Here is a 16,533-nt window from a genome sequence, read left to right as displayed (position 1 = left end):
GGAATGGATATGTCTTCTTTGTTGTTAAAACACAAAAAACTCGGGCTGGCGGCAGGGCTGCTGGTCACGCTGGGGACGTTCTCCCAGAGCAGCTTTGCACTGTCTTGTAAGCAGAATGGGAATATCCGACAGGATATCGTGCTGGATAAAGCGATCAAAGTCTCTACTGCCAATACCGCTGCGGGTGCACTGTTGTGGCGTTCACAGACCTTCACGTCAACTTTCCAGTGTACTGATACCGATGGTTTTCCAAATGGCGAGAACGCATTTCTGTATTGGGATCCCCAGGCTCGAATGAGTCAGATCCATAACTCGATTGAAGTGGGTGTGACCTATAACGGCGTTGACATCAAACCGGTCAAAAATGCGAAGCAGGATGTTGGTCCAGGTACTGAGTGCCGTCGTTCCGGTAGCCGTTGTCTTTCGCCAGCAAAACCGTTGTCGGTGACGGTTTCCTACGCTATTTATATCAAGGCCACCGGTAAGGCACCGCCTGCAGGCGGCAAGATCAACGACAATAATTCTTACTCGGTATTCCAGGTTGACGGTAAAGGTGGTTTGAATAGTCGCCCAAACAGTAACTTTAACGCCTATATTTCCGGGTTGGGCAACATTCAGTTTATCTCTTGTAACCCGAAAATTACCGTGGTGGCTAACAACGGTTCAACCGTAAACTTTGGCACCATTCCGCGTCAAAATGCGGTGGCCGGCAAAATCGAGAAGCAGGTTCCTTTCTCCGTTGCGGCTAACATGTCTGACCCGACAACCGGGCAGGATTGCAAAGGGGAAACCTTGCAGGCCAGTTTCAGCACCACTTATCCCTTGCAGGATAACAGTCTGATTATGCCAACCAGCAACAGCGGCTTCGGTATTTTAATTTCGCAGGCCGCAACGCCAAACACGCCGATCATGATGAACTCCCCGGTTGATCTGGGCCTGGTCAACGGTACTATCGTTGAAAAGAACTTTTTGGCCAGTCTGAAGTGGTTGAATACCAATCCACAGGTTGGGCCATTCAGTGCTTCGGCAAATATTGACGTAACCTTTAAGTAATCTCTTTCAGTAAAAAAGGGGTTCAGCCTGCGCTGAACCCCTTTTTTAATGCATTTTTCTCTCAGCTCTGGCCAACCCAGTTGGTGCAGACACTGTCCAGACATTTCCCCGCATACCACAGATGTACGCCCGGTGACTCATGGCGATGCCCGTTCAGGGGTTCTATGGGCTGTGGAGACATCTCTGCGACATCCCAGCGGGTAGTGCGGCGATACACCGCCGGTGTTTTGCCAAACTGTTTTTTAAACGCGCGCGAAAAAGACGGCTGGGAGTCGAAATGATATTGCAGGGCGATGTCGAGAATGGGGCGAGGGCTTGAACGCAGCGCCTGCGCGGCCTGCGACAAACGCCGCTCGCGGATATAGCTGCCCAGCGCATGCCCGGTGGTGGTGCGGAACATCCTTTGTAAGTGCCACTTGGAGTAGCCTGACTTGGCCGCCACGTTGTCTAACAGCAGTGGCTGATCAAGATGAGTTTCAATCCAGTCCAGCAAATCATGAATGATATTAACGCGATCCATTGTTTAAGTTCTCCCGCGGGTACGACATTCAGGTCACAGTAGGTAATGGTAATTATCCAAGTTAGTTCTTTGATAATAGGCTGCGTAACCGGGTTACGCAAGTGTTAACTGGGGTGTAAAAGGTAGCGAAAAGTGCTCTTGCTGTGGCGGGAAATAAAAAAGGCCGCACGAGGCGGCCTTGAGAGAAGGGGGAAACGGGTATCAGTTTGTTTCCGGCTTCACTTCGATATAGTCCAACTGCAACACGCTGCTGGTGTAGCCGCGGATCTTGTTCGTCATTTCAATATCCCCATTCAGCTTGTGGCCGTAAGACGGGATAATTTCTTTCAGTTTGCTCTGCCATTCTGGCGTCGCCACTTTGTCTTTGAAGACTTTTTCCATCATGTGCAACATGATTGGTGCAGCGGTGGAAGCACCCGGTGATGCGCCCAATAGAGCGGCAATGCTGCCGTCCTCAGAACTGACCACTTCGGTACCGAACTGCAGCAAGCCGCCTTTTTCATCATCTTTCTTGATGATCTGCACACGTTGGCCGGCAGTCCACAGTTTCCAGTCGGCCTGTTTGGCTTCAGGGAAGTACTCTTTCAGCGCTGCGAAACGGTCGTCGTCGTTCATCATCAACTGACCAACCAGGTATTTCACCAGGTCGAAGTTATCCAGCCCGACGTGGGTCATCGGCATCAGGTTGGACGTGCTCAGGGAATGCAGCAGATCGAACAGCGAGCCGTTTTTCAGGAACTTGCCGGAGAACGTGGCGAACGGGCCAAACAGCAAGACACGCTTGCCATCCAGCATGCGGGTATCCAGGTGTGGAACCGACATCGGTGGTGAACCTACGCTGGCCAGGCCATAAACCTTGGCCAGGTGTTGGTTAGCGATGTCCGGGTTAGTGGTCACCAGGAACTGACCGCCGACCGGGAAAGCACCATAGCCGTCTGCTTCAGGAATGCCGGTTTTTTGCAGAAGGGTCAGGGACGCACCGCCTGCGCCGATAAACACGAACTTGGCATTCACGGTGGTTTCTTTACCGTCACGGTTCAGATCGGCCACGGTCACGCGCCAGGTGTTGTCGGCGTTGCGCTTAATGTCGCGGACTTCATGGCTCAGGTTCAGCTTGAAGTTTGGATTTTTGGTCAGCGTATCCACCAGTTGATGGGTGATCACGCCAAAGTTCACGTCGGTGCCCAGCGGCATACGGGTCGCAGCAATTTTTTGCTTCGGATCGCGACCGTCCATCACCAGTGGGGCCCACTGTTTAATTTGGTTGGCGTCTTCTGAGTACTCCATACCACGGAACAGGGTGCTGTGTTGCAGCGCTGCATAGCGTTTGCGCAGGAAGTTGACGTTATCGTCACCCCAAACAAAGCTCATATGTGGCACGCTGTTAATAAAAGATTTTGGATCTTTCAGGACATTATTTTTCACCTGATAAGACCAGAATTGACGAGAGATTTCAAAAGACTCGTTTACCACCACGGCTTTGCTGATATCAATGGTGCCGTCTTTTTTCTCTGGGGTGTAGTTCATTTCAGCGAAGGCTGAATGGCCTGTCCCGGCGTTATTCCAACCGTTGGAGCTTTCTTCTGCCACACCGTTCATGCGTTCGTACATGTCGATGGACCAGTTTGGTTCCAGCTCATGCAGGTAAGTCCCCAGCGTGGCGCTCATGATGCCGCCACCGATCAGTACCACATCAACGGTCTTATTCTCTTCTGCTGCGGCCTGTTGCGTAACGCCAAACAGGTTCAGACAGAAAATCAGGACGAGTAATTTTCTCATTAAATTAAATCTCTTGTGTGTAAATTCTACTCATTGCAGGTGAAAGAATTTATCGGGAGCTACCCTGGAAATAAGTAAAACTAACCCGCCCGGCAAAGCCGAGTCGCAGTGATAATGTCTTTTTGTTAATCGTTTTTTTTAACGAAAAGTGGATTATTACAGGCTGTCTGGGGACAGGTTGTTCAACTCTGGTTACTGAGGGGATATTATTGTTTGCAATATTGTTAAAAACTACTTTTGTAATTAAAAAAAGCGGATTAAAGGCAGGAATAATTCATTTGGTATTTTTATTTAAATATAACCGCTATATTTGCAGGGTTTAATTGTCGCTGATTTAAACGATATTTCGTTATCATCGCATATCGATGGAATACCCGCGATATATTTGCAGTTATACCGGATTGGGGGGGGGCATGAATTAATCGGGGCGAATATATTCGCCCCCTGCGGCTGCCTGGGTGATGAATGTTAACGCGGTTGCCAAACGCCGCTGGCAGCCGTGTCCGCGATGTAGGCGCTAAAATCACGCGGTGCACGCCCCAGACTGCGCTGAATGCCGTCGGTCACTGAAGCGTTGCGCCCGTCCAGTACGGTGCTAAATAGATATTCCAACAGTGCGATCATTTCCGCCGGTAGTTGCGCTTCCCGCAGGTAGTCGACGTAATCGGCGACAGGCACCTGCTGGTAGTGGATCTCGCGTCCGCTGGCAAGGGCGATTTCGCCAACCGCTTGCGCAAAGGTCATCAAACGCGGGCCGCTCAGTTCATACAACGTATTGCTGTGGCCAGGCTGGGTGAGGGCCGCGACCGCAGCGTCGGCAATATCTTCTGCATCAATAAAAGGTTCGGGGATCTCACCCGGCGGTAAGTAAACCTGGCCATTTAGCAGATCGTCGAGGATAAAACTCTCGCTGAAATTTTGCATAAACCAACTGGCACGCAACACCGTCCAATCTGCACCGCTGTTTTTAACCACGTCCTCCGCTTGGCGAGCCTCGTCTTCACCCCGGCCACTGAGCAGCACAATTTTTTGCACGCCGCGATTTACTGCCTGTTGGCAAAAGTGCTCCAGGGTATCGATGGCGCCCGGCACGGCGAGATCGGGTTGGAAACTGAGGTACAGCTTTTTGACACCTTGTAAGGCCGTGTGCCAGGTGGTGCTATTTTGCCAGTCGAAAGGAATGGCTGCACGACGATGCGCTGCGCGTACGGGTATCTCCAGCTGTTGTAACCGTGCTGCTACGCGGCTGCCAGTTTTACCGGTCGCGCCTAAAACCAGAATGGGTGACCCGTTTTGGTTGGTGTTCATGGTGCTGCTCCAAATGTGAGTGTTACTCATGTTTTGTAAATATGATAAACCCTCGTATTATTGTCAAGGCAGTTTTTTGTTCAAAGGACGATGCATGATGAATGATAAGCAAAAAAAATCGCCCGCATTGCGGCGTAAACCCAGCCAAACGCGCAGCCGGGAAAAGGTAAAATTGATTCTGGATTGTGCGACTGCACTGATCGCCGCGCAGGGCAGCGATGCAATGCGCATGAGTGAAGTGGCGCAGAATGCCGGTATTTCTATCGGGGCGCTGTATCAGTATTTCCCGGATAAAACGGCGATCGTCCGCGTGTTGGCACAAGGTTATAACCAGGAAGCGCGTGAATGTATTGAACAGGGGCTCGTCCAAGTCCAGTCGTTACCCCAGCTAATTGAAGCGTTTAACTGCCTGATCGATGAATATTATGCGTTGTTTCTGGCTGAACCTGTCATGCGGGATATCTGGGCAGCGACACAGGCCAACAAGACTCTGCGCGAAGAGGAAGTGGCGGAAAGCCGGCTGAACGGGGCATTGCTGGCAGCGGCGATACGTCGACTGCGGCCGCAAGCGGATCCTGCATCGGTTGAGCATGCTGCCTTCTTGTTGATGCATTTGGGGGAAGCCACGATGCGGCTCGCGGTGAGTACCGGCCCGGATGAGGGCCGCGAGTTGGTGGCGAGTTATAAACAGATGGCGGCAAAGATGCTGGCAGATGCCTAAAGCTTGTCTTGCACCAATGCCTGATTCCACTCTTCAGCCAGCAGAGCGTAAATCAGCTCATCACCCCACTCACCGTTGAAGCGATCATTTTGTCGTAGGTGCGCTTCTTTACGCATTCCCAAACGTTCAACCACGCCGATCGAGCTGCGATTGGCGGCATCGAGACGGGCAAAAATACGGTGAAAACCCACTTGGTTAAACCCGCGCTCCAGGACTGCCCGTACTGCCTCAATGGCATAGCCCTTACCCGCATAGGCCGGGTTGAAGATATAGCCAATCTCTCCTTGTAACGCGGCGCGATTGGCCAGCTTTAACAGGACTTCACCGATCAGATCGCCGCTGTCTTTCACCGTGACGGCACAATAAAAAACGTCTCCGTCTTTGCTAAAGCGCGAAGCCACTGCATCGGCAAGCAGGTCGGCCAGTTGCACGTCGTTGGGTGTTGGCGCGTACAGGTACCGATAAACCTCTGGCAAGCGATGGTAAGTTGCATAGGCATCGAGATCGGCAGGCGTAAAGCGGCGCAGTTGCAGACGTTCTGTGGCGAAGGGCAAGGTGATCACATTCAAAAATAGCTCCTTATTGTTGGGCAGGCTGACACCGGTTTTTCAACAAGCGGGGTAACAGTTTTTGCAGGGTTTGACCAGCGGTCATGATACTCAGAGCAGTCACTTGCAGCTCAACGTTGCCGGGAGTGATCGGGCCTTCGAGAATGAGGCTTAGCCTGCCTGATATCACAGACAGAATCAAAACCGATTTTCACCGAGAGACGGCATGAAAGCAAACAAGGAGCCAGCCCAACGGAGTAACGCCGTAAAAAGTTCTTCTCATAAGCGAAAATGGCGCTTCAATATAGCAGCTGCAGGGGGGTTTTAAAGGGTAAAGGCCCCATTCACCGCCTGAAATACAAGGGATGAATGGGGGTCAGATTTAACCAGCCACGGGCTTACTTAATCGCCATGGCGTCACGCATGGTATAGAACAGATCGGTTTGATCGGTTAGCCCAACCACGTTGGCGGCATGTGGGCCGTAGGCGGCGACCCGCAATTGTGTGCCGGTGTGCCCCTGAGAATCTTCTTCCGAATTCCCGTAGCTGATGGTCATTGGCGCACCATCTTTGGTGGTCAGCATTTGCGTCAGGCCGGGGGCCTTGGCATCGGCAGCGATAATCTGGCTGGAGTGGGCATGGTCAGCGGTGACGATCACCAGGGTATTGCCATCGGCACGGGCGAATTCCAGCGCTTTTTGTACGGCCTCATCCAAATCGACAGTTTCACCAAATTGACCGCATGGGTTAGCGGCATGATCTTGCTTGTCGATCGACGCCCCTTCAACCTGCAAGAAGAAACCGTTTTGATTGGTTTTCAGCAGATCGATAGCTTTTTCTGTCATGGCTGCCAGCGTTGGGATATCCGCAGTGCGTGCCGGGTTGTTTTCGCAGGTTACCGCCGGTTTGTCGATATTGCCGTGATAGGTGGCTTTCGGCCCTTGCCAGCGAACGGGCATATTACCGCCGGCAAACAGCCCCAACAGCGGTTTTTGCTGATTAGCCACGCTCACGGCGTTCAGGGCATCGAGGTTCTCAACCCATTGATAACCAAGTGCCGTTGCTTGGTCTTTCAGTGATTTTCCTTTCCACTCGCCGCTTTTCGCGAGCTGATTAAAGGATTTGGCACCTCCGCCGAGCGTGACGTCGGCGCGGGCTTTGAGTAACTGCTCACTGATGGAACCACGGCCACCGTTTTCCAGCGCGTTGGTTGCGCATTTTTCGCTGGTCTCTTCCGGGCCGTAGCATTTACGCGAGGTAACGTGAGAAATTTGTGCTGCCGGCGTAGCGTCTTGCAGTTCGGCAGTAGAGACGTTGCCCGTGGCTTTACCCGCAGCTTTGGCAATCTCTAACAGCGTCGGCTGATCTTTACCGTTGACGTCGACGCCGAGAGCCCCGTTATAGGTTTTAACACCACTCGACCATGCGGTCGCTGAGGCGGCGGAGTCGGTGACATAGTCGGGTTTGTGGGTTTTTTTATCGAGTGAGTAATGGGTATATTGGCCGGTCAGCGGCAGGGCATCGATGCCTTTAAAATAGCCGCCTGCACCTTCGGCATAGTTACGTGCCGAGGTAATTTCAGAATCACCCATGCCATCGCCGATCAGCAAAATCACGTTTTTGGCCGTGGTGTTGGACAGTGACGCTTTCAGTGCCGCGGTTTGGTCGCCGCTCAGTCGGCGTGCGCCACCAGGCTCGACGATGTCGCCGCGTGCTGCACGCTCGGAAAGGCTTGCGGTATTGACGGTGGTGTCATCGGCGAAGGCGGTGGCACACAGTAAGGCGGATAACACGGCACCGGCGATCAGGGAAACGGAATGTTGCATGGGGGAAAGCTCCTTGTCGTAATATAACAACATAATTAGCATCAATTTGTTACGTAAGGAGGGTAGAGCAGGTGCGTGACACTTTTATGACGGGAGTGAGAATGGGATAGCCGGGCGGCTATCCCAGGCGATAAATTATGCGTTACGGGCGGGGATATTCAAACCGCGCTGCACTGCCGGGCGTGCCAGGCCACGCTCCAGCCATTGTCCCACGCGTGGGAAACTGTCGAATTCAACCAGCTCGCGGGCTTCATAGAAGCCGATCAGATTACGCACCCAACCCAGCAGTGAAATGTCGGCGATGCTGTAATCCTGGCCCATGATCCAATCACGGCCTTCCAGTCGGCTTTCCAGCACGCCGAGCAGGCGCTTGGATTCATTTGTATAGCGTTCTAATGGGCGCTTATCCTCATATTCGCGGCCGGCGAATTTGTGGAAGAAACCAAGTTGACCGAACATGGGGCCGACCGCCGCCATCTGGAAGAATACCCACTGAATAGTCTCATAACGCAGGGCAGGATCCTGCGGCAGAAACTTCCCGCTTTTCTCCGCCAGATATAACAGGATGGCGCCGGATTCAAACAGGGCCAGCGGTTTGCCATCAGGACCATCGGGATCGATGATCGACGGGATTTTGCCGTTCGGATTCAGCGACAGAAATTCCGGTGTCCATGTCTCGTTCTTGCCGATATCAATCAGGTGCGGTTCATAAGGTAGACCTATCTCTTCCAACATGATGGAAACCTTGACGCCGTTGGGCGTAGGCAGAGAGTAAAGTTGTAGCCTTTCAGGATGCTGGGCGGGCCAGCGTTTGACGATCGGGAATTGGGTTTGATCGATCATGAAGAGTCCTCGGGTTGACGTTGTGCTTTCTCAGTATTGCAGCAAAGCTAACGCGGCGCAGGGTTAGAGCGTGATATCAAAATGTGCTTTCAGCACTTTTTTACCGGCGGGGGTGAGTTGCAATTCGCGGCTATCGAGTTGGCGTCGGATCCAACTGCGTTCGATAAATGTATTGAGCAACGCGGCACCCAGTGCGCCACCAAGATGGGCTTTACGTTCGCTCCAGTCCAGACAGCCGCAGGCGAAACGCCGCCGGGAAAGTGCCGCAGAACAGTCAACGCCCAACTGAGTTAAAGCCGTCCGGCCCATATCACTCAACCGGTAATGTTCGTCGCCTTCCAGCCAGCATAGCTGGTGCAAACGATCGTGCAATTTTACCGCGATTTCACCGGCCATATGGTCATAACAGGTACGGGCGAACTGCAGGGACGTTGGGGTACTGCTTTTTACGATGGGTTTTTCGACACCGGCCAGCGCCATCAGCGTTTCCAGCGCGGCTGCGACCGCCGGCCCGGCCAGACGGAAATAGCGATAGCGCCCCTGCTTGATACACAGGATCAATCGCTGCTCCAGCAGGCGCGCCAGATGGCCGCTGGCGGTAGAGGCCGCCACTTCAACCGCCGCACTGAGCTCCGTTGCGGTGTAGGCACGCCCATCCATCAGCAGGCACAGCATACGTGCCCGGGTTCGGTCGGCAATGGCGGCAGTCAGCGCTGCCAAACGGTCTTCAATATGGATGTCATTCATATTTCGAGCTTAGGCGAAGTATTGCAGTCCGTCTAGCGCTAGGATGTGTCTTCACACCGGCCTGGCGTGAGGGAGAACCTCATGGCAGTTTGCCCTGAATTTACCTCTGACAGGAGCACATTATGATTGCCGTTATTTTTGAATTGCAGGCTGCCGACGGGCAACGTGAAACCTACCTTAATTTGGCTGCCGAACTGAAACCGCTGTTGGCGGAAATTGACGGGTTTATTTCCATTGAACGTTTTCAAAGCCTGGCCGATCCGCAGCGGTTGCTGTCGCTTTCCTTTTGGCGTGATGAGGCGGCAGTTCAACAGTGGCGCAACATCGAACAGCATCGGGCTGCGCAGGCGCGTGGGCGCCATGACGTGTTGGCGTACTATCGCCTGCGGGTAGCAGAAGTGGTGCGCGATTATGGCCTGGATCAGCGGGAACAGGCCCCTCAGGACAGTCGCGGCTATCACGTTGGTTAAAAGCCCGCCTGAGCGGGCTATCAGGGCGCGATTATTTGGCTTCGCTGCCGACGTTCATTGCGCCAGCGTAGTTTGCCCCCATGCCCCAACTGGCGCCATGTTCACTGGCAATCTTTAAAACTCCGCCGGCCGTGTTTTTGTGGCTCCAATCCTGCTGCCATTCCAGCATCAGCGCCACCCAGTTTACCGGTGTGGCTCCGGCCTGAATCAGTCGCTGCATCGCATTGTGTTGAGTATCTGCGGTGATATCCCCGGTGACGTCCGACAAAATGTAGACTTCGTAACCTTCTCCCAGTGCAGACAGCGCCGGCAACATGACGCAACTGGCCGTCCACAGGCCGCCAATAATGATCTTCTTGCGACCAGACTGCTTGATTTGTTCCACCACCCGAGGATCTTGCCAGACGTTAATTGCGGTGCGGTCATACACCTTCAAATCAGGGCGGGCTTGGGTTACCTGCTGAAAAAACGGGCCAGCAAAGCTTTTGGCATTAGCTGAGGCCAAAATGGTGGGCACATTAAATACCTTGGCTGCTTTGGCGATGCCCGTGGCGTTGTTCACCAGGTTGGTCTGATCAATAGAGGAGATGGTCATGCCGAACATGTCTTGCAGATCGACCATCAATAACAGACTGTTTTCGGCAGTAAGGGGTTGAACGTAGCCAGCTTGACGCGTTGCGGTGTTCGCTGTCGGTTGCGCCAACGAGGCGAGCGGTGTTGCTGCGCTGCTCAGGCCGAGCAGCAGGGCGATGAGGGTCTTTTTCATTTTGAACTCCTTGATGATCAACTTATTGATTTCACTTCACGTTATGAAGTGGCTGATCTGGAGTTTACTGATGTTGTTTAGGTTAATAATCTGTGGTTTATTTAATTTATAATTAACTTTTTGGAAATTATATGGACGTTTTACTGGCGATGCGGGCATTCCGCCGAGTGGTTGAACGCAACAGTTTTTACAAGGCAGCCGAGGACTTGTCGGTAACACCCGCGGCCCTCAGCAAGCAGATCAAGCAGTTGGAAACTCGGTTGGGCACGGTGTTGATCGCGCGCACCACGCGTACCATGAGCCTGACCGAGGCGGGACAGCTGTATTATCAGGAGGCGTGTCGGTTATTAGCAGAGTTTGATGCGCTGGAGCAGTCGGTTGCTGATACGACTCAACGGGTGGCCGGCACGTTACGTGTCAATGCGCCGCTGTCATTTGGCCTGATGGTGTTATCACCCTTGTTGCCGCAGTTTATGCAACGCTACCCTGAACTTCAGGTTGAACTGACGCTGGATGACCGAGTGTTGGATGTGGTGGCGGCGGGTTTTGATATTTCTCTGCGTATTCGCCGCCATTTACCGGATTCTTCTCTGAGTGCCCGCGCCCTTGCCGAGGTACAGCAACGGATTTGTGCTGCACCGGCTTATCTGGCGCAATACGGCACTCCGCAGTCGTTGGTGCAGTTGCAGCAGCATCATTGTCTGGCATATTCATTAGCTGAAAAGCCTGGGCATTGGCATTTTACGTTGGGTGAAGAAGATATGAGCGTGGTGGTCAAACCGCGGTTCACTGCAAATAACAGCCTGATGCTGCGTGACATGATTGGCGCAGGGTTAGGCATTGGTTCGTTGCCATCATTTGTCGCCGATCCCGAAATTGCTGCAGGTCGGTTGGTGAGATTATTCCCGGATAGTGTCAGCCACACCCATCAACTGTTCGCGGTGTACCCGACGCGTCGCCATGTTCAGCAAAAAGTTCGGCTGTTTGCCGATTTTATCCGTGACACCTGGTGCGCTTAGCGCGTTTCTTTGATCGTTGACAGCCTGGTCCTTTTGTCATATTCATAACTGATGAACAGAAGCCTTTTTTCATTCGCGCAGATTATTATCACCATTCTCAGAGTGGTGGGATAGCGCGTCTGTTTTAAGCGAAACCCCGCCAGTCAGGCGGGGCAAAAAGGTCCTCCGACTGGCAATATAATATCCCCAGGAGGCACTTATGAAGAACCATCCCCCCGCCGTTTTACACCTGATGTGCGGTAAAGCCGGCTCCGGCAAGTCAACATTGGCGAATAGCCTGGCACAGCAAGCCGATACATTGTTGCTGGTTGAAGACAGTTGGTTGGCGACGTTGTATGAACAACAGATGGCGACCCTGCAAGACTACGCCCGTTATTCAGCTCGCTTACGCCAGGCGTTGAGTGAGCACATTGTGCAACTGCTGGCTAATGGGCTGTCTGTGGTACTGGATTTCCCGATGAATACGCCGGATCGCCGGCTGTGGGCCAGGCAATTAGCCGATCGGGCTGGCGTTGACCATTGCCTGCATTTTTTGGAAGTGAGCGATGCGCAGTGCAAGAGCCGGATAAGAATCAGAAACGAGCGCGGCGATCATCCCTTCGTGTTAACCGAAGAGGCATTTGATTTACTCACTCAATACTTTGTGGGGCCTTCGGAAGAAGAACGATTGACCATTGTCCGTTATGGCGATCAAGCGTAAACACCCTGTGTTAAGGCAGGCCCTGATTCGGGCACTGCCTTATGTAGCGTTATACCGTAGCGTCAAATGCACAATGGAAAGTGACCGTGCCCTGCGGGAATGGGCCACTGAATGACAGAGCCTGGAAATACTCAGCTGGAATGCCCGGCAGTGTCAGACCTGCCTGTGCCATGAAACCAAAGCGGCCGTAGTAAGTCGGATTGCCCAGCACCACACAACCCGCTCCGCTGCTTTCTTGCAGTTCGGTCAACAGTTGGCGGATCAATTGGCTGCCTATCCCCTGATTCTGGTAAGCCGGCAGCACCGAAACCGGCGCCAGTCCGTACCAGCCTTTCTCGCCGTTGCTGATCGTTACCGGTGATAAGGCGGCGTGCCCAATCAGTATGCCACCCCGCTCGGCAACCAAAGATAAGGATAAGGCACCGGCACGTCGCAGCGCGTTGACAATAAACTGCTCCGTATGGCTGCTGTGCTCCTCACTCAAAAATGCGGCAGCGGTCAGGGCTTCGATGGCGCAGATGTCGCCCGATTCTTCATGACGAATAATAAAAGTCATAACAGTCTCCAAATAAGAGTGAAACCGGCCAAAGCCTAGGCCTGACCGGTAAAAATGATTAGCGATTATCCAATTGCGCACGTACGGCTTTCAGCCCGGTGATAGTTACGCGATAAGGGCGTCCCTGGCGGGAAAGGATCATGCGTTTGGTTTTGAGTTTGGTAAAGATGGGTAGAGAGCAATCGGCCAGGCCTAGCCCTTCGCGGGTAAAGCATTGAACGTGGGTCACACGACCCGCGTTATCACGGGTGAACGCGATATAACCACCTTTAGCCAACACGTGCAGCACGCGTTGTTCCGCTTTGGAAATGTTCATGTTGAGAAATCCTGCAGTAAACCCAGATACACGCATCCCCACGCAAATGCGTGTCGGATACGTCAGAACCTCCTGCCAAAACGGCAAGGAAGTGACTATCGGGTCGCTACAATCTCCAACATACAGGCCTCGGGTAGTGAAAAACGCCAGAAAGGCGTTAGAACGCAGTTAATTTAGCCAAGGATTGTCGGGTTGTCAATTTGCCGGTGGGGGCCACCGGCAATGGGCTATCAGAAAGGTTTAGTGGGCAGGTATTTGCCGTCCAGGGTGATCACGGCACGTTCGCCACCGTCCGGGTCCGGCACTTTTTTGATGTCCAGTTTGAAGTTGATCGCGCTGATAATGCCGTCGCCAAACTGTTCATGCACCAGGGCTTTCAGCGTGGAACCATAAATCTGCACCATTTCGTAGAAGCGATAAATGGTCGGATCGGTCGGTACACCGCCAGGGATACTGCCGCGTAGCGGGATGGTTTGTAGCAGACGTACGGCATCTTCGTCCAGATCGAGCTTAGCGGCAACGGCGCGGGCAGCCTGTTCTGGGAGTGGATGCTGGCCCAGCAGCGCCGCGGTGACAAACGCCAGGCTCAGGCCGGTACCTTCATTAATCGCTTCGAAGGTCAGGTTTTTGCGGATCTTGGCGTCCATAATGATGTCGGTTAAGGCTTCGCGTGAAGATGAGTGATGCAGTGACTGTGTCATATTGTCTCCTTTAATAAATGAAATTAAAAACGGGCTACGGCAGGGGTTGCCGTGACTTCAGGATTAGTGGCTAACGGAATAAAGCGTCGGGTTTCACCATCCAGCGCTTCGATGCAGCCGCTGGCGATGTCGTAAACCCAGCCGTGCAGCTTCAGTCGCCCCTGTTCAAGCGCCAGGGCAACGGAAGGGTGGGTTTTAATATTGGTCAGTTGCGCGATGACGTTCTCACGGACCATAGCACTGACGCGTTCCCCTTCGGAGGCATGCGGATAAGCCTGATTGACCACCTTGGCGGAATCGGCGTAGCGCAGCCAGTTTGCTACGGTCGGCATATGATCCAGGCACTGGCAAGTGGCAATCGCCGTCATCGCGCCACAGTCGGAATGCCCGCAGATCACGATATCTTCCACGCCGAGCGCAGAGACGGCATATTCCACTGATGCGGAGACGCCACCCGGCTCGGGGCCGAACGAAGGCACAATATTGCCGGCATTGCGGATCACAAACAGGTCGCCAGGTTCACGCTGGGTAATCAGTTCCGGCACCAGACGGCTGTCAGAACATGAGATAAACAGGGTGCGCGGGCTTTGTTGGGTAGCCAATTGCTGGAACAATGCCGTACGTTCGACGAATGCTTCGCGCTGGAACTTCAGAAAACCCTCGATCACTTCTTTCATATTTTCTCCATCGGGTTGCTGTTAAGCGATGGATGCATCATGCGCCGTACTGGCTATAGGGTCTAAGACCCATTTATAATGATGGTCATAGGAATTACCAATAGTAGGTGCGCTATGCTGTTACGACACATCCGTTATTTTCTCGCCGTTGCCGAGCAGGGTAATTTCACCCGCGCGGCCGAAGTGCTGCATGTCTCCCAACCCACGTTATCGCAGCAAATCAAGCAGTTGGAAGAGCAACTAGGCACCCCCCTGTTTGATCGCACTGGACGCGCGGTACGTTTGACCGACGCCGGCGCGGCCTGGATGCGCTATGCCCGGCTGGCATTGCAAGATCTGGAGGCAGGAACGCGGGCAATTCATGATGTGGCGACATTGGAACGCGGTAGCCTGCGGTTAGCCATGACACCCACGTTTACCGCCTATCTGATTGGGCCGGTTATCGACGCTTTTTATCGGCGTTATCCGGGCGTTTCGGTGAGTATTCATGAAATGACGCAGGACAGGATTGAGGCGCAGTTGGCGGAAGATCGGTTGGATTTGGGCATTGCTTTCGGCCAGGCGCAATCGGCGGATATTGAAGCAGAGGATTTGTTTAGCGAGTCACTGAATATGATGGTTGGGACTCATCATCCGCTGGCTCAACAGCGCGAACCTTTGTCTGCGCAAGCGTTCGAACAGCAGCCGTTGGTGTTGCTCAGTGAGGACTTCGCGACTCGTCAGTTTATCGACGATTATTGCCAGCGGCTGGGCATTCGTCCCCGAGTGGCGATGGAGGCCAATGCGATTGGCGCCATCATTGACATTGTGCGCCGTAGCCAACTGGCGACCTTGTTGCCGGCGGCGATTGCCTTAGAAAACCCCCAGTTGCACCCGGTATCACTTATTGACGCCATGCCTGTGCGCCAGGTGGTAATGCTGCAACGCAAGGGTGCCTACCGTAGCGCAGCGTCGCAGGCGTTTATCGAGGTTTTGCATCGGCAAAATTTTATGTAGGGATGTCCGGGTATGCTGGCTAACCTGGCGGTCGCAAATCACGGGATCCTGGCGGTTTGCAGACAGAGTTCCTGCTGCCATCGCAGAGTCAAGAAATCAACCAGCGCTCGCGCTGCTGGCCCCACGGGCCCCGGCGGATAAACGGAATATACACCGGTCTCTCTGCCAGCCCATTTCGGCAATACCTGCACCAACGCCCCCAAATGCATGGCATCGGCCATGGTCACTGCGGAATGAAAGGCGATGCCTTGTCCGTCGAGGCAAAATTGCTTAACAGCATCACCATTGTCCGCACGCATTCGGCCCTTGGGGCGAAAAACGGTTTCACCCGCAGGACCAAACAGGCGCCAGTTATCGCCGTCGTGGCTTGCCGTCGATACCAGACAAGCGTGCTGTTGCAGTTCTTCCAGATCGGTGGGTTCGCCAAATTGTTGCAGATAGCGCGGTGAGGCAACCAGAATACGACGATTATTGAGAAGCTTACGCGCGACCAAACTCGAATCCGGCAAACGACCGATGCGGATAGCCACCGCCACGCGTTCCGCGACGATATCGACATAACGGTCGGTCATCAGCAGGTCTACGCGTAATTGGGGATATTGCACCATAAAGGACGACAGATGCGGTGCCACATGGAGGCGTCCAAAAGACAACGAAGTGCTGAGCCGTAGCGTTCCCCTTGGCTGGCTTTTTTCATCGCGCATGCGCTCATAAGCGATGCGTAATTGCTCAAGGGCGTTACTGCAATCAATGAAATAACGTTGTCCGGCGTCGGTGAGTGACATTGCGCGGGTGGTGCGATTGATCAGCAACATATCAACCTGCTGCTCAAGTTTCTTGACCAAGCGGCTAACTGCGGAAGGGGTCATGCTCAGCGCTTGCGCCGCCTTAGCGAAGCTTTGGTGTTCCGCCACGGCGACAAAGGCTTTCACCAGGTGCAAGGAAGGCTCTTCCATTCGTTCTCCTAAGGAATGAATGTCTGAAATT

At 53.5% G+C, this 16,533-nt stretch carries 19 protein-coding genes; 6 read left to right on the top strand and 13 right to left on the bottom strand.

Features of this window, described 5'->3' with window-relative positions:
• The first annotated feature begins 9 nt into the window (after positions 1–9).
• Positions 10–1,053 (top strand): fimbrial protein, encoded by a 1,044-nt coding sequence (locus ACI2J2_RS10355; RefSeq protein ID WP_404760026.1) that lies wholly within the window; start codon positions 10–12, stop codon positions 1,051–1,053.
• 61 nt (positions 1,054–1,114) lie between these two features.
• On the opposite strand, the gene ACI2J2_RS10350 is transcribed toward ACI2J2_RS10355, so the two are convergent.
• The 3 genes from ACI2J2_RS10350 to ACI2J2_RS10340 form a co-directional block, all read right to left on the bottom strand.
• Positions 1,115–1,573 carry a helix-turn-helix domain-containing protein gene (locus ACI2J2_RS10350; protein WP_404760025.1) on the bottom strand — a complete coding sequence of 153 codons (459 nt, stop codon included), beginning with the start codon at positions 1,571–1,573 and terminating at the stop codon, positions 1,115–1,117.
• Between the two features lie 201 nt (positions 1,574–1,774).
• Entirely contained in the window at positions 1,775–3,352 is a 1,578-nt protein-coding gene (gene mqo / locus ACI2J2_RS10345; protein ID WP_209632399.1) for a malate dehydrogenase (quinone), read from the bottom strand.
• Positions 3,353–3,820: 468 nt separating this feature from the next.
• Positions 3,821–4,660, bottom strand: a complete 840-nt coding sequence (locus ACI2J2_RS10340) for an NAD(P)H-binding protein (protein WP_404760024.1) — start codon at positions 4,658–4,660, stop codon at positions 3,821–3,823.
• 97 nt (positions 4,661–4,757) lie between these two features.
• Between ACI2J2_RS10340 and ACI2J2_RS10335 the strand changes: the two genes are divergently transcribed.
• Complete coding sequence (locus ACI2J2_RS10335) at positions 4,758–5,381, top strand: TetR/AcrR family transcriptional regulator (protein ID WP_209634140.1); 624 nt, start codon at positions 4,758–4,760, stop codon at positions 5,379–5,381.
• Here ACI2J2_RS10335 and ACI2J2_RS10330 read toward each other — a convergent pair.
• The 4 genes from ACI2J2_RS10330 to ACI2J2_RS10315 form a co-directional block, all read right to left on the bottom strand.
• Positions 5,378–5,944 (bottom strand): GNAT family N-acetyltransferase, encoded by a 567-nt coding sequence (locus tag ACI2J2_RS10330; RefSeq protein ID WP_404760288.1) that lies wholly within the window; start codon positions 5,942–5,944, stop codon positions 5,378–5,380. The genes ACI2J2_RS10335 and ACI2J2_RS10330 overlap by 4 nt on opposite strands.
• A gap of 383 nt (positions 5,945–6,327) precedes the next feature.
• On the bottom strand, positions 6,328–7,755 hold the full coding sequence (gene phoA, locus ACI2J2_RS10325; protein WP_404760023.1) for an alkaline phosphatase: 1,428 nt from the start codon (positions 7,753–7,755) through the stop codon (positions 6,328–6,330).
• Between the two features lie 135 nt (positions 7,756–7,890).
• Positions 7,891–8,598: a glutathione S-transferase N-terminal domain-containing protein gene (locus ACI2J2_RS10320; RefSeq protein ID WP_209632403.1), complete on the bottom strand. Its 708-nt coding sequence runs from the start codon at positions 8,596–8,598 to the stop codon at positions 7,891–7,893.
• Between the two features lie 63 nt (positions 8,599–8,661).
• Positions 8,662–9,345: a helix-turn-helix transcriptional regulator gene (locus tag ACI2J2_RS10315; protein ID WP_209632404.1), complete on the bottom strand. Its 684-nt coding sequence runs from the start codon at positions 9,343–9,345 to the stop codon at positions 8,662–8,664.
• Between the two features lie 122 nt (positions 9,346–9,467).
• On the opposite strand from ACI2J2_RS10315, the gene ACI2J2_RS10310 reads away from it, so the two are divergent.
• Entirely contained in the window at positions 9,468–9,815 is a 348-nt protein-coding gene (locus ACI2J2_RS10310; RefSeq protein WP_209632405.1) for an antibiotic biosynthesis monooxygenase, read from the top strand.
• A 31-nt stretch (positions 9,816–9,846) separates the two neighbouring features.
• On the opposite strand, the gene ACI2J2_RS10305 is transcribed toward ACI2J2_RS10310, so the two are convergent.
• Positions 9,847–10,581 (bottom strand): isochorismatase family protein, encoded by a 735-nt coding sequence (locus ACI2J2_RS10305; protein WP_209632406.1) that lies wholly within the window; start codon positions 10,579–10,581, stop codon positions 9,847–9,849.
• A gap of 131 nt (positions 10,582–10,712) precedes the next feature.
• Between ACI2J2_RS10305 and ACI2J2_RS10300 the strand changes: the two genes are divergently transcribed.
• Together ACI2J2_RS10300 and ACI2J2_RS10295 are read left to right on the top strand one after the other, a co-directional pair.
• Positions 10,713–11,600: a LysR family transcriptional regulator gene (locus ACI2J2_RS10300; protein ID WP_209632407.1), complete on the top strand. Its 888-nt coding sequence runs from the start codon at positions 10,713–10,715 to the stop codon at positions 11,598–11,600.
• Positions 11,601–11,799: 199 nt separating this feature from the next.
• On the top strand, positions 11,800–12,300 hold the full coding sequence (locus ACI2J2_RS10295) for an ATP-binding protein (protein WP_209632408.1): 501 nt from the start codon (positions 11,800–11,802) through the stop codon (positions 12,298–12,300).
• Between the two features lie 49 nt (positions 12,301–12,349).
• Here the strand turns inward: ACI2J2_RS10295 and ACI2J2_RS10290 are convergent, their stop codons facing one another.
• The 4 genes from ACI2J2_RS10290 to ACI2J2_RS10275 form a co-directional block, all read right to left on the bottom strand.
• Positions 12,350–12,856, bottom strand: a complete 507-nt coding sequence (locus ACI2J2_RS10290; protein WP_404760022.1) for a GNAT family N-acetyltransferase — start codon at positions 12,854–12,856, stop codon at positions 12,350–12,352.
• A 58-nt stretch (positions 12,857–12,914) separates the two neighbouring features.
• Positions 12,915–13,172, bottom strand: coding sequence for a YjhX family toxin (locus ACI2J2_RS10285; protein ID WP_209632410.1), 258 nt, complete (start codon positions 13,170–13,172; stop codon positions 12,915–12,917).
• Positions 13,173–13,402: 230 nt separating this feature from the next.
• Positions 13,403–13,873: a cyanase gene (gene cynS / locus ACI2J2_RS10280; RefSeq protein WP_209632411.1), complete on the bottom strand. Its 471-nt coding sequence runs from the start codon at positions 13,871–13,873 to the stop codon at positions 13,403–13,405.
• Positions 13,874–13,896: 23 nt separating this feature from the next.
• Complete coding sequence (locus ACI2J2_RS10275) at positions 13,897–14,550, bottom strand: carbonic anhydrase (protein ID WP_209632412.1); 654 nt, start codon at positions 14,548–14,550, stop codon at positions 13,897–13,899.
• A 114-nt stretch (positions 14,551–14,664) separates the two neighbouring features.
• Here ACI2J2_RS10275 and cynR point away from each other — a divergent pair, with 114 nt between their 5' ends.
• On the top strand, positions 14,665–15,546 hold the full coding sequence (cynR, locus tag ACI2J2_RS10270) for a transcriptional regulator CynR (RefSeq protein ID WP_404760021.1): 882 nt from the start codon (positions 14,665–14,667) through the stop codon (positions 15,544–15,546).
• 38 nt (positions 15,547–15,584) lie between these two features.
• Here cynR and ACI2J2_RS10265 read toward each other — a convergent pair whose 3' ends face one another.
• A complete protein-coding gene (locus tag ACI2J2_RS10265; RefSeq protein ID WP_265557152.1) occupies positions 15,585–16,502 on the bottom strand; it encodes a LysR family transcriptional regulator in 918 nt (305 codons plus the stop codon).
• Positions 16,503–16,533 lie beyond the last annotated feature (31 nt).

It is taken from the genome of Serratia sp. NPDC087055, from assembly GCF_044900985.1.
In the GTDB taxonomy this organism is placed as follows: Bacteria; Pseudomonadota; Gammaproteobacteria; order Enterobacterales; family Enterobacteriaceae; genus Serratia.
This window is presented reverse-complemented; position numbering and strand designations above follow the sequence as displayed.

What these genes read in the sequence shown, in the direction of transcription:
- ACI2J2_RS10355 (WP_404760026.1), top strand. Translation starts at nt 10, where the DNA reads ATGTCTTCTTTGTTGTTAAAACACAAAAAACTCGGGCTGGCGGCAGGG.
- ACI2J2_RS10350 (WP_404760025.1), bottom strand. Translation starts at nt 1,573, where the DNA reads ATGGATCGCGTTAATATCATTCATGATTTGCTGGACTGGATTGAAACT.
- mqo (WP_209632399.1), bottom strand. Translation starts at nt 3,352, where the DNA reads ATGAGAAAATTACTCGTCCTGATTTTCTGTCTGAACCTGTTTGGCGTT.
- ACI2J2_RS10340 (WP_404760024.1), bottom strand. Translation starts at nt 4,660, where the DNA reads ATGAACACCAACCAAAACGGGTCACCCATTCTGGTTTTAGGCGCGACC.
- ACI2J2_RS10335 (WP_209634140.1), top strand. Translation starts at nt 4,758, where the DNA reads ATGAATGATAAGCAAAAAAAATCGCCCGCATTGCGGCGTAAACCCAGC.
- phoA (WP_404760023.1), bottom strand. Translation starts at nt 7,755, where the DNA reads ATGCAACATTCCGTTTCCCTGATCGCCGGTGCCGTGTTATCCGCCTTA.
- ACI2J2_RS10320 (WP_209632403.1), bottom strand. Translation starts at nt 8,598, where the DNA reads ATGATCGATCAAACCCAATTCCCGATCGTCAAACGCTGGCCCGCCCAG.
- ACI2J2_RS10315 (WP_209632404.1), bottom strand. Translation starts at nt 9,345, where the DNA reads ATGAATGACATCCATATTGAAGACCGTTTGGCAGCGCTGACTGCCGCC.
- ACI2J2_RS10310 (WP_209632405.1), top strand. Translation starts at nt 9,468, where the DNA reads ATGATTGCCGTTATTTTTGAATTGCAGGCTGCCGACGGGCAACGTGAA.
- ACI2J2_RS10305 (WP_209632406.1), bottom strand. Translation starts at nt 10,581, where the DNA reads ATGAAAAAGACCCTCATCGCCCTGCTGCTCGGCCTGAGCAGCGCAGCA.
- ACI2J2_RS10300 (WP_209632407.1), top strand. Translation starts at nt 10,713, where the DNA reads ATGGACGTTTTACTGGCGATGCGGGCATTCCGCCGAGTGGTTGAACGC.
- ACI2J2_RS10295 (WP_209632408.1), top strand. Translation starts at nt 11,800, where the DNA reads ATGAAGAACCATCCCCCCGCCGTTTTACACCTGATGTGCGGTAAAGCC.
- ACI2J2_RS10290 (WP_404760022.1), bottom strand. Translation starts at nt 12,856, where the DNA reads ATGACTTTTATTATTCGTCATGAAGAATCGGGCGACATCTGCGCCATC.
- ACI2J2_RS10285 (WP_209632410.1), bottom strand. Translation starts at nt 13,172, where the DNA reads ATGAACATTTCCAAAGCGGAACAACGCGTGCTGCACGTGTTGGCTAAA.
- cynS (WP_209632411.1), bottom strand. Translation starts at nt 13,873, where the DNA reads ATGACACAGTCACTGCATCACTCATCTTCACGCGAAGCCTTAACCGAC.
- ACI2J2_RS10275 (WP_209632412.1), bottom strand. Translation starts at nt 14,550, where the DNA reads ATGAAAGAAGTGATCGAGGGTTTTCTGAAGTTCCAGCGCGAAGCATTC.
- cynR (WP_404760021.1), top strand. Translation starts at nt 14,665, where the DNA reads ATGCTGTTACGACACATCCGTTATTTTCTCGCCGTTGCCGAGCAGGGT.
- ACI2J2_RS10265 (WP_265557152.1), bottom strand. Translation starts at nt 16,502, where the DNA reads ATGGAAGAGCCTTCCTTGCACCTGGTGAAAGCCTTTGTCGCCGTGGCG.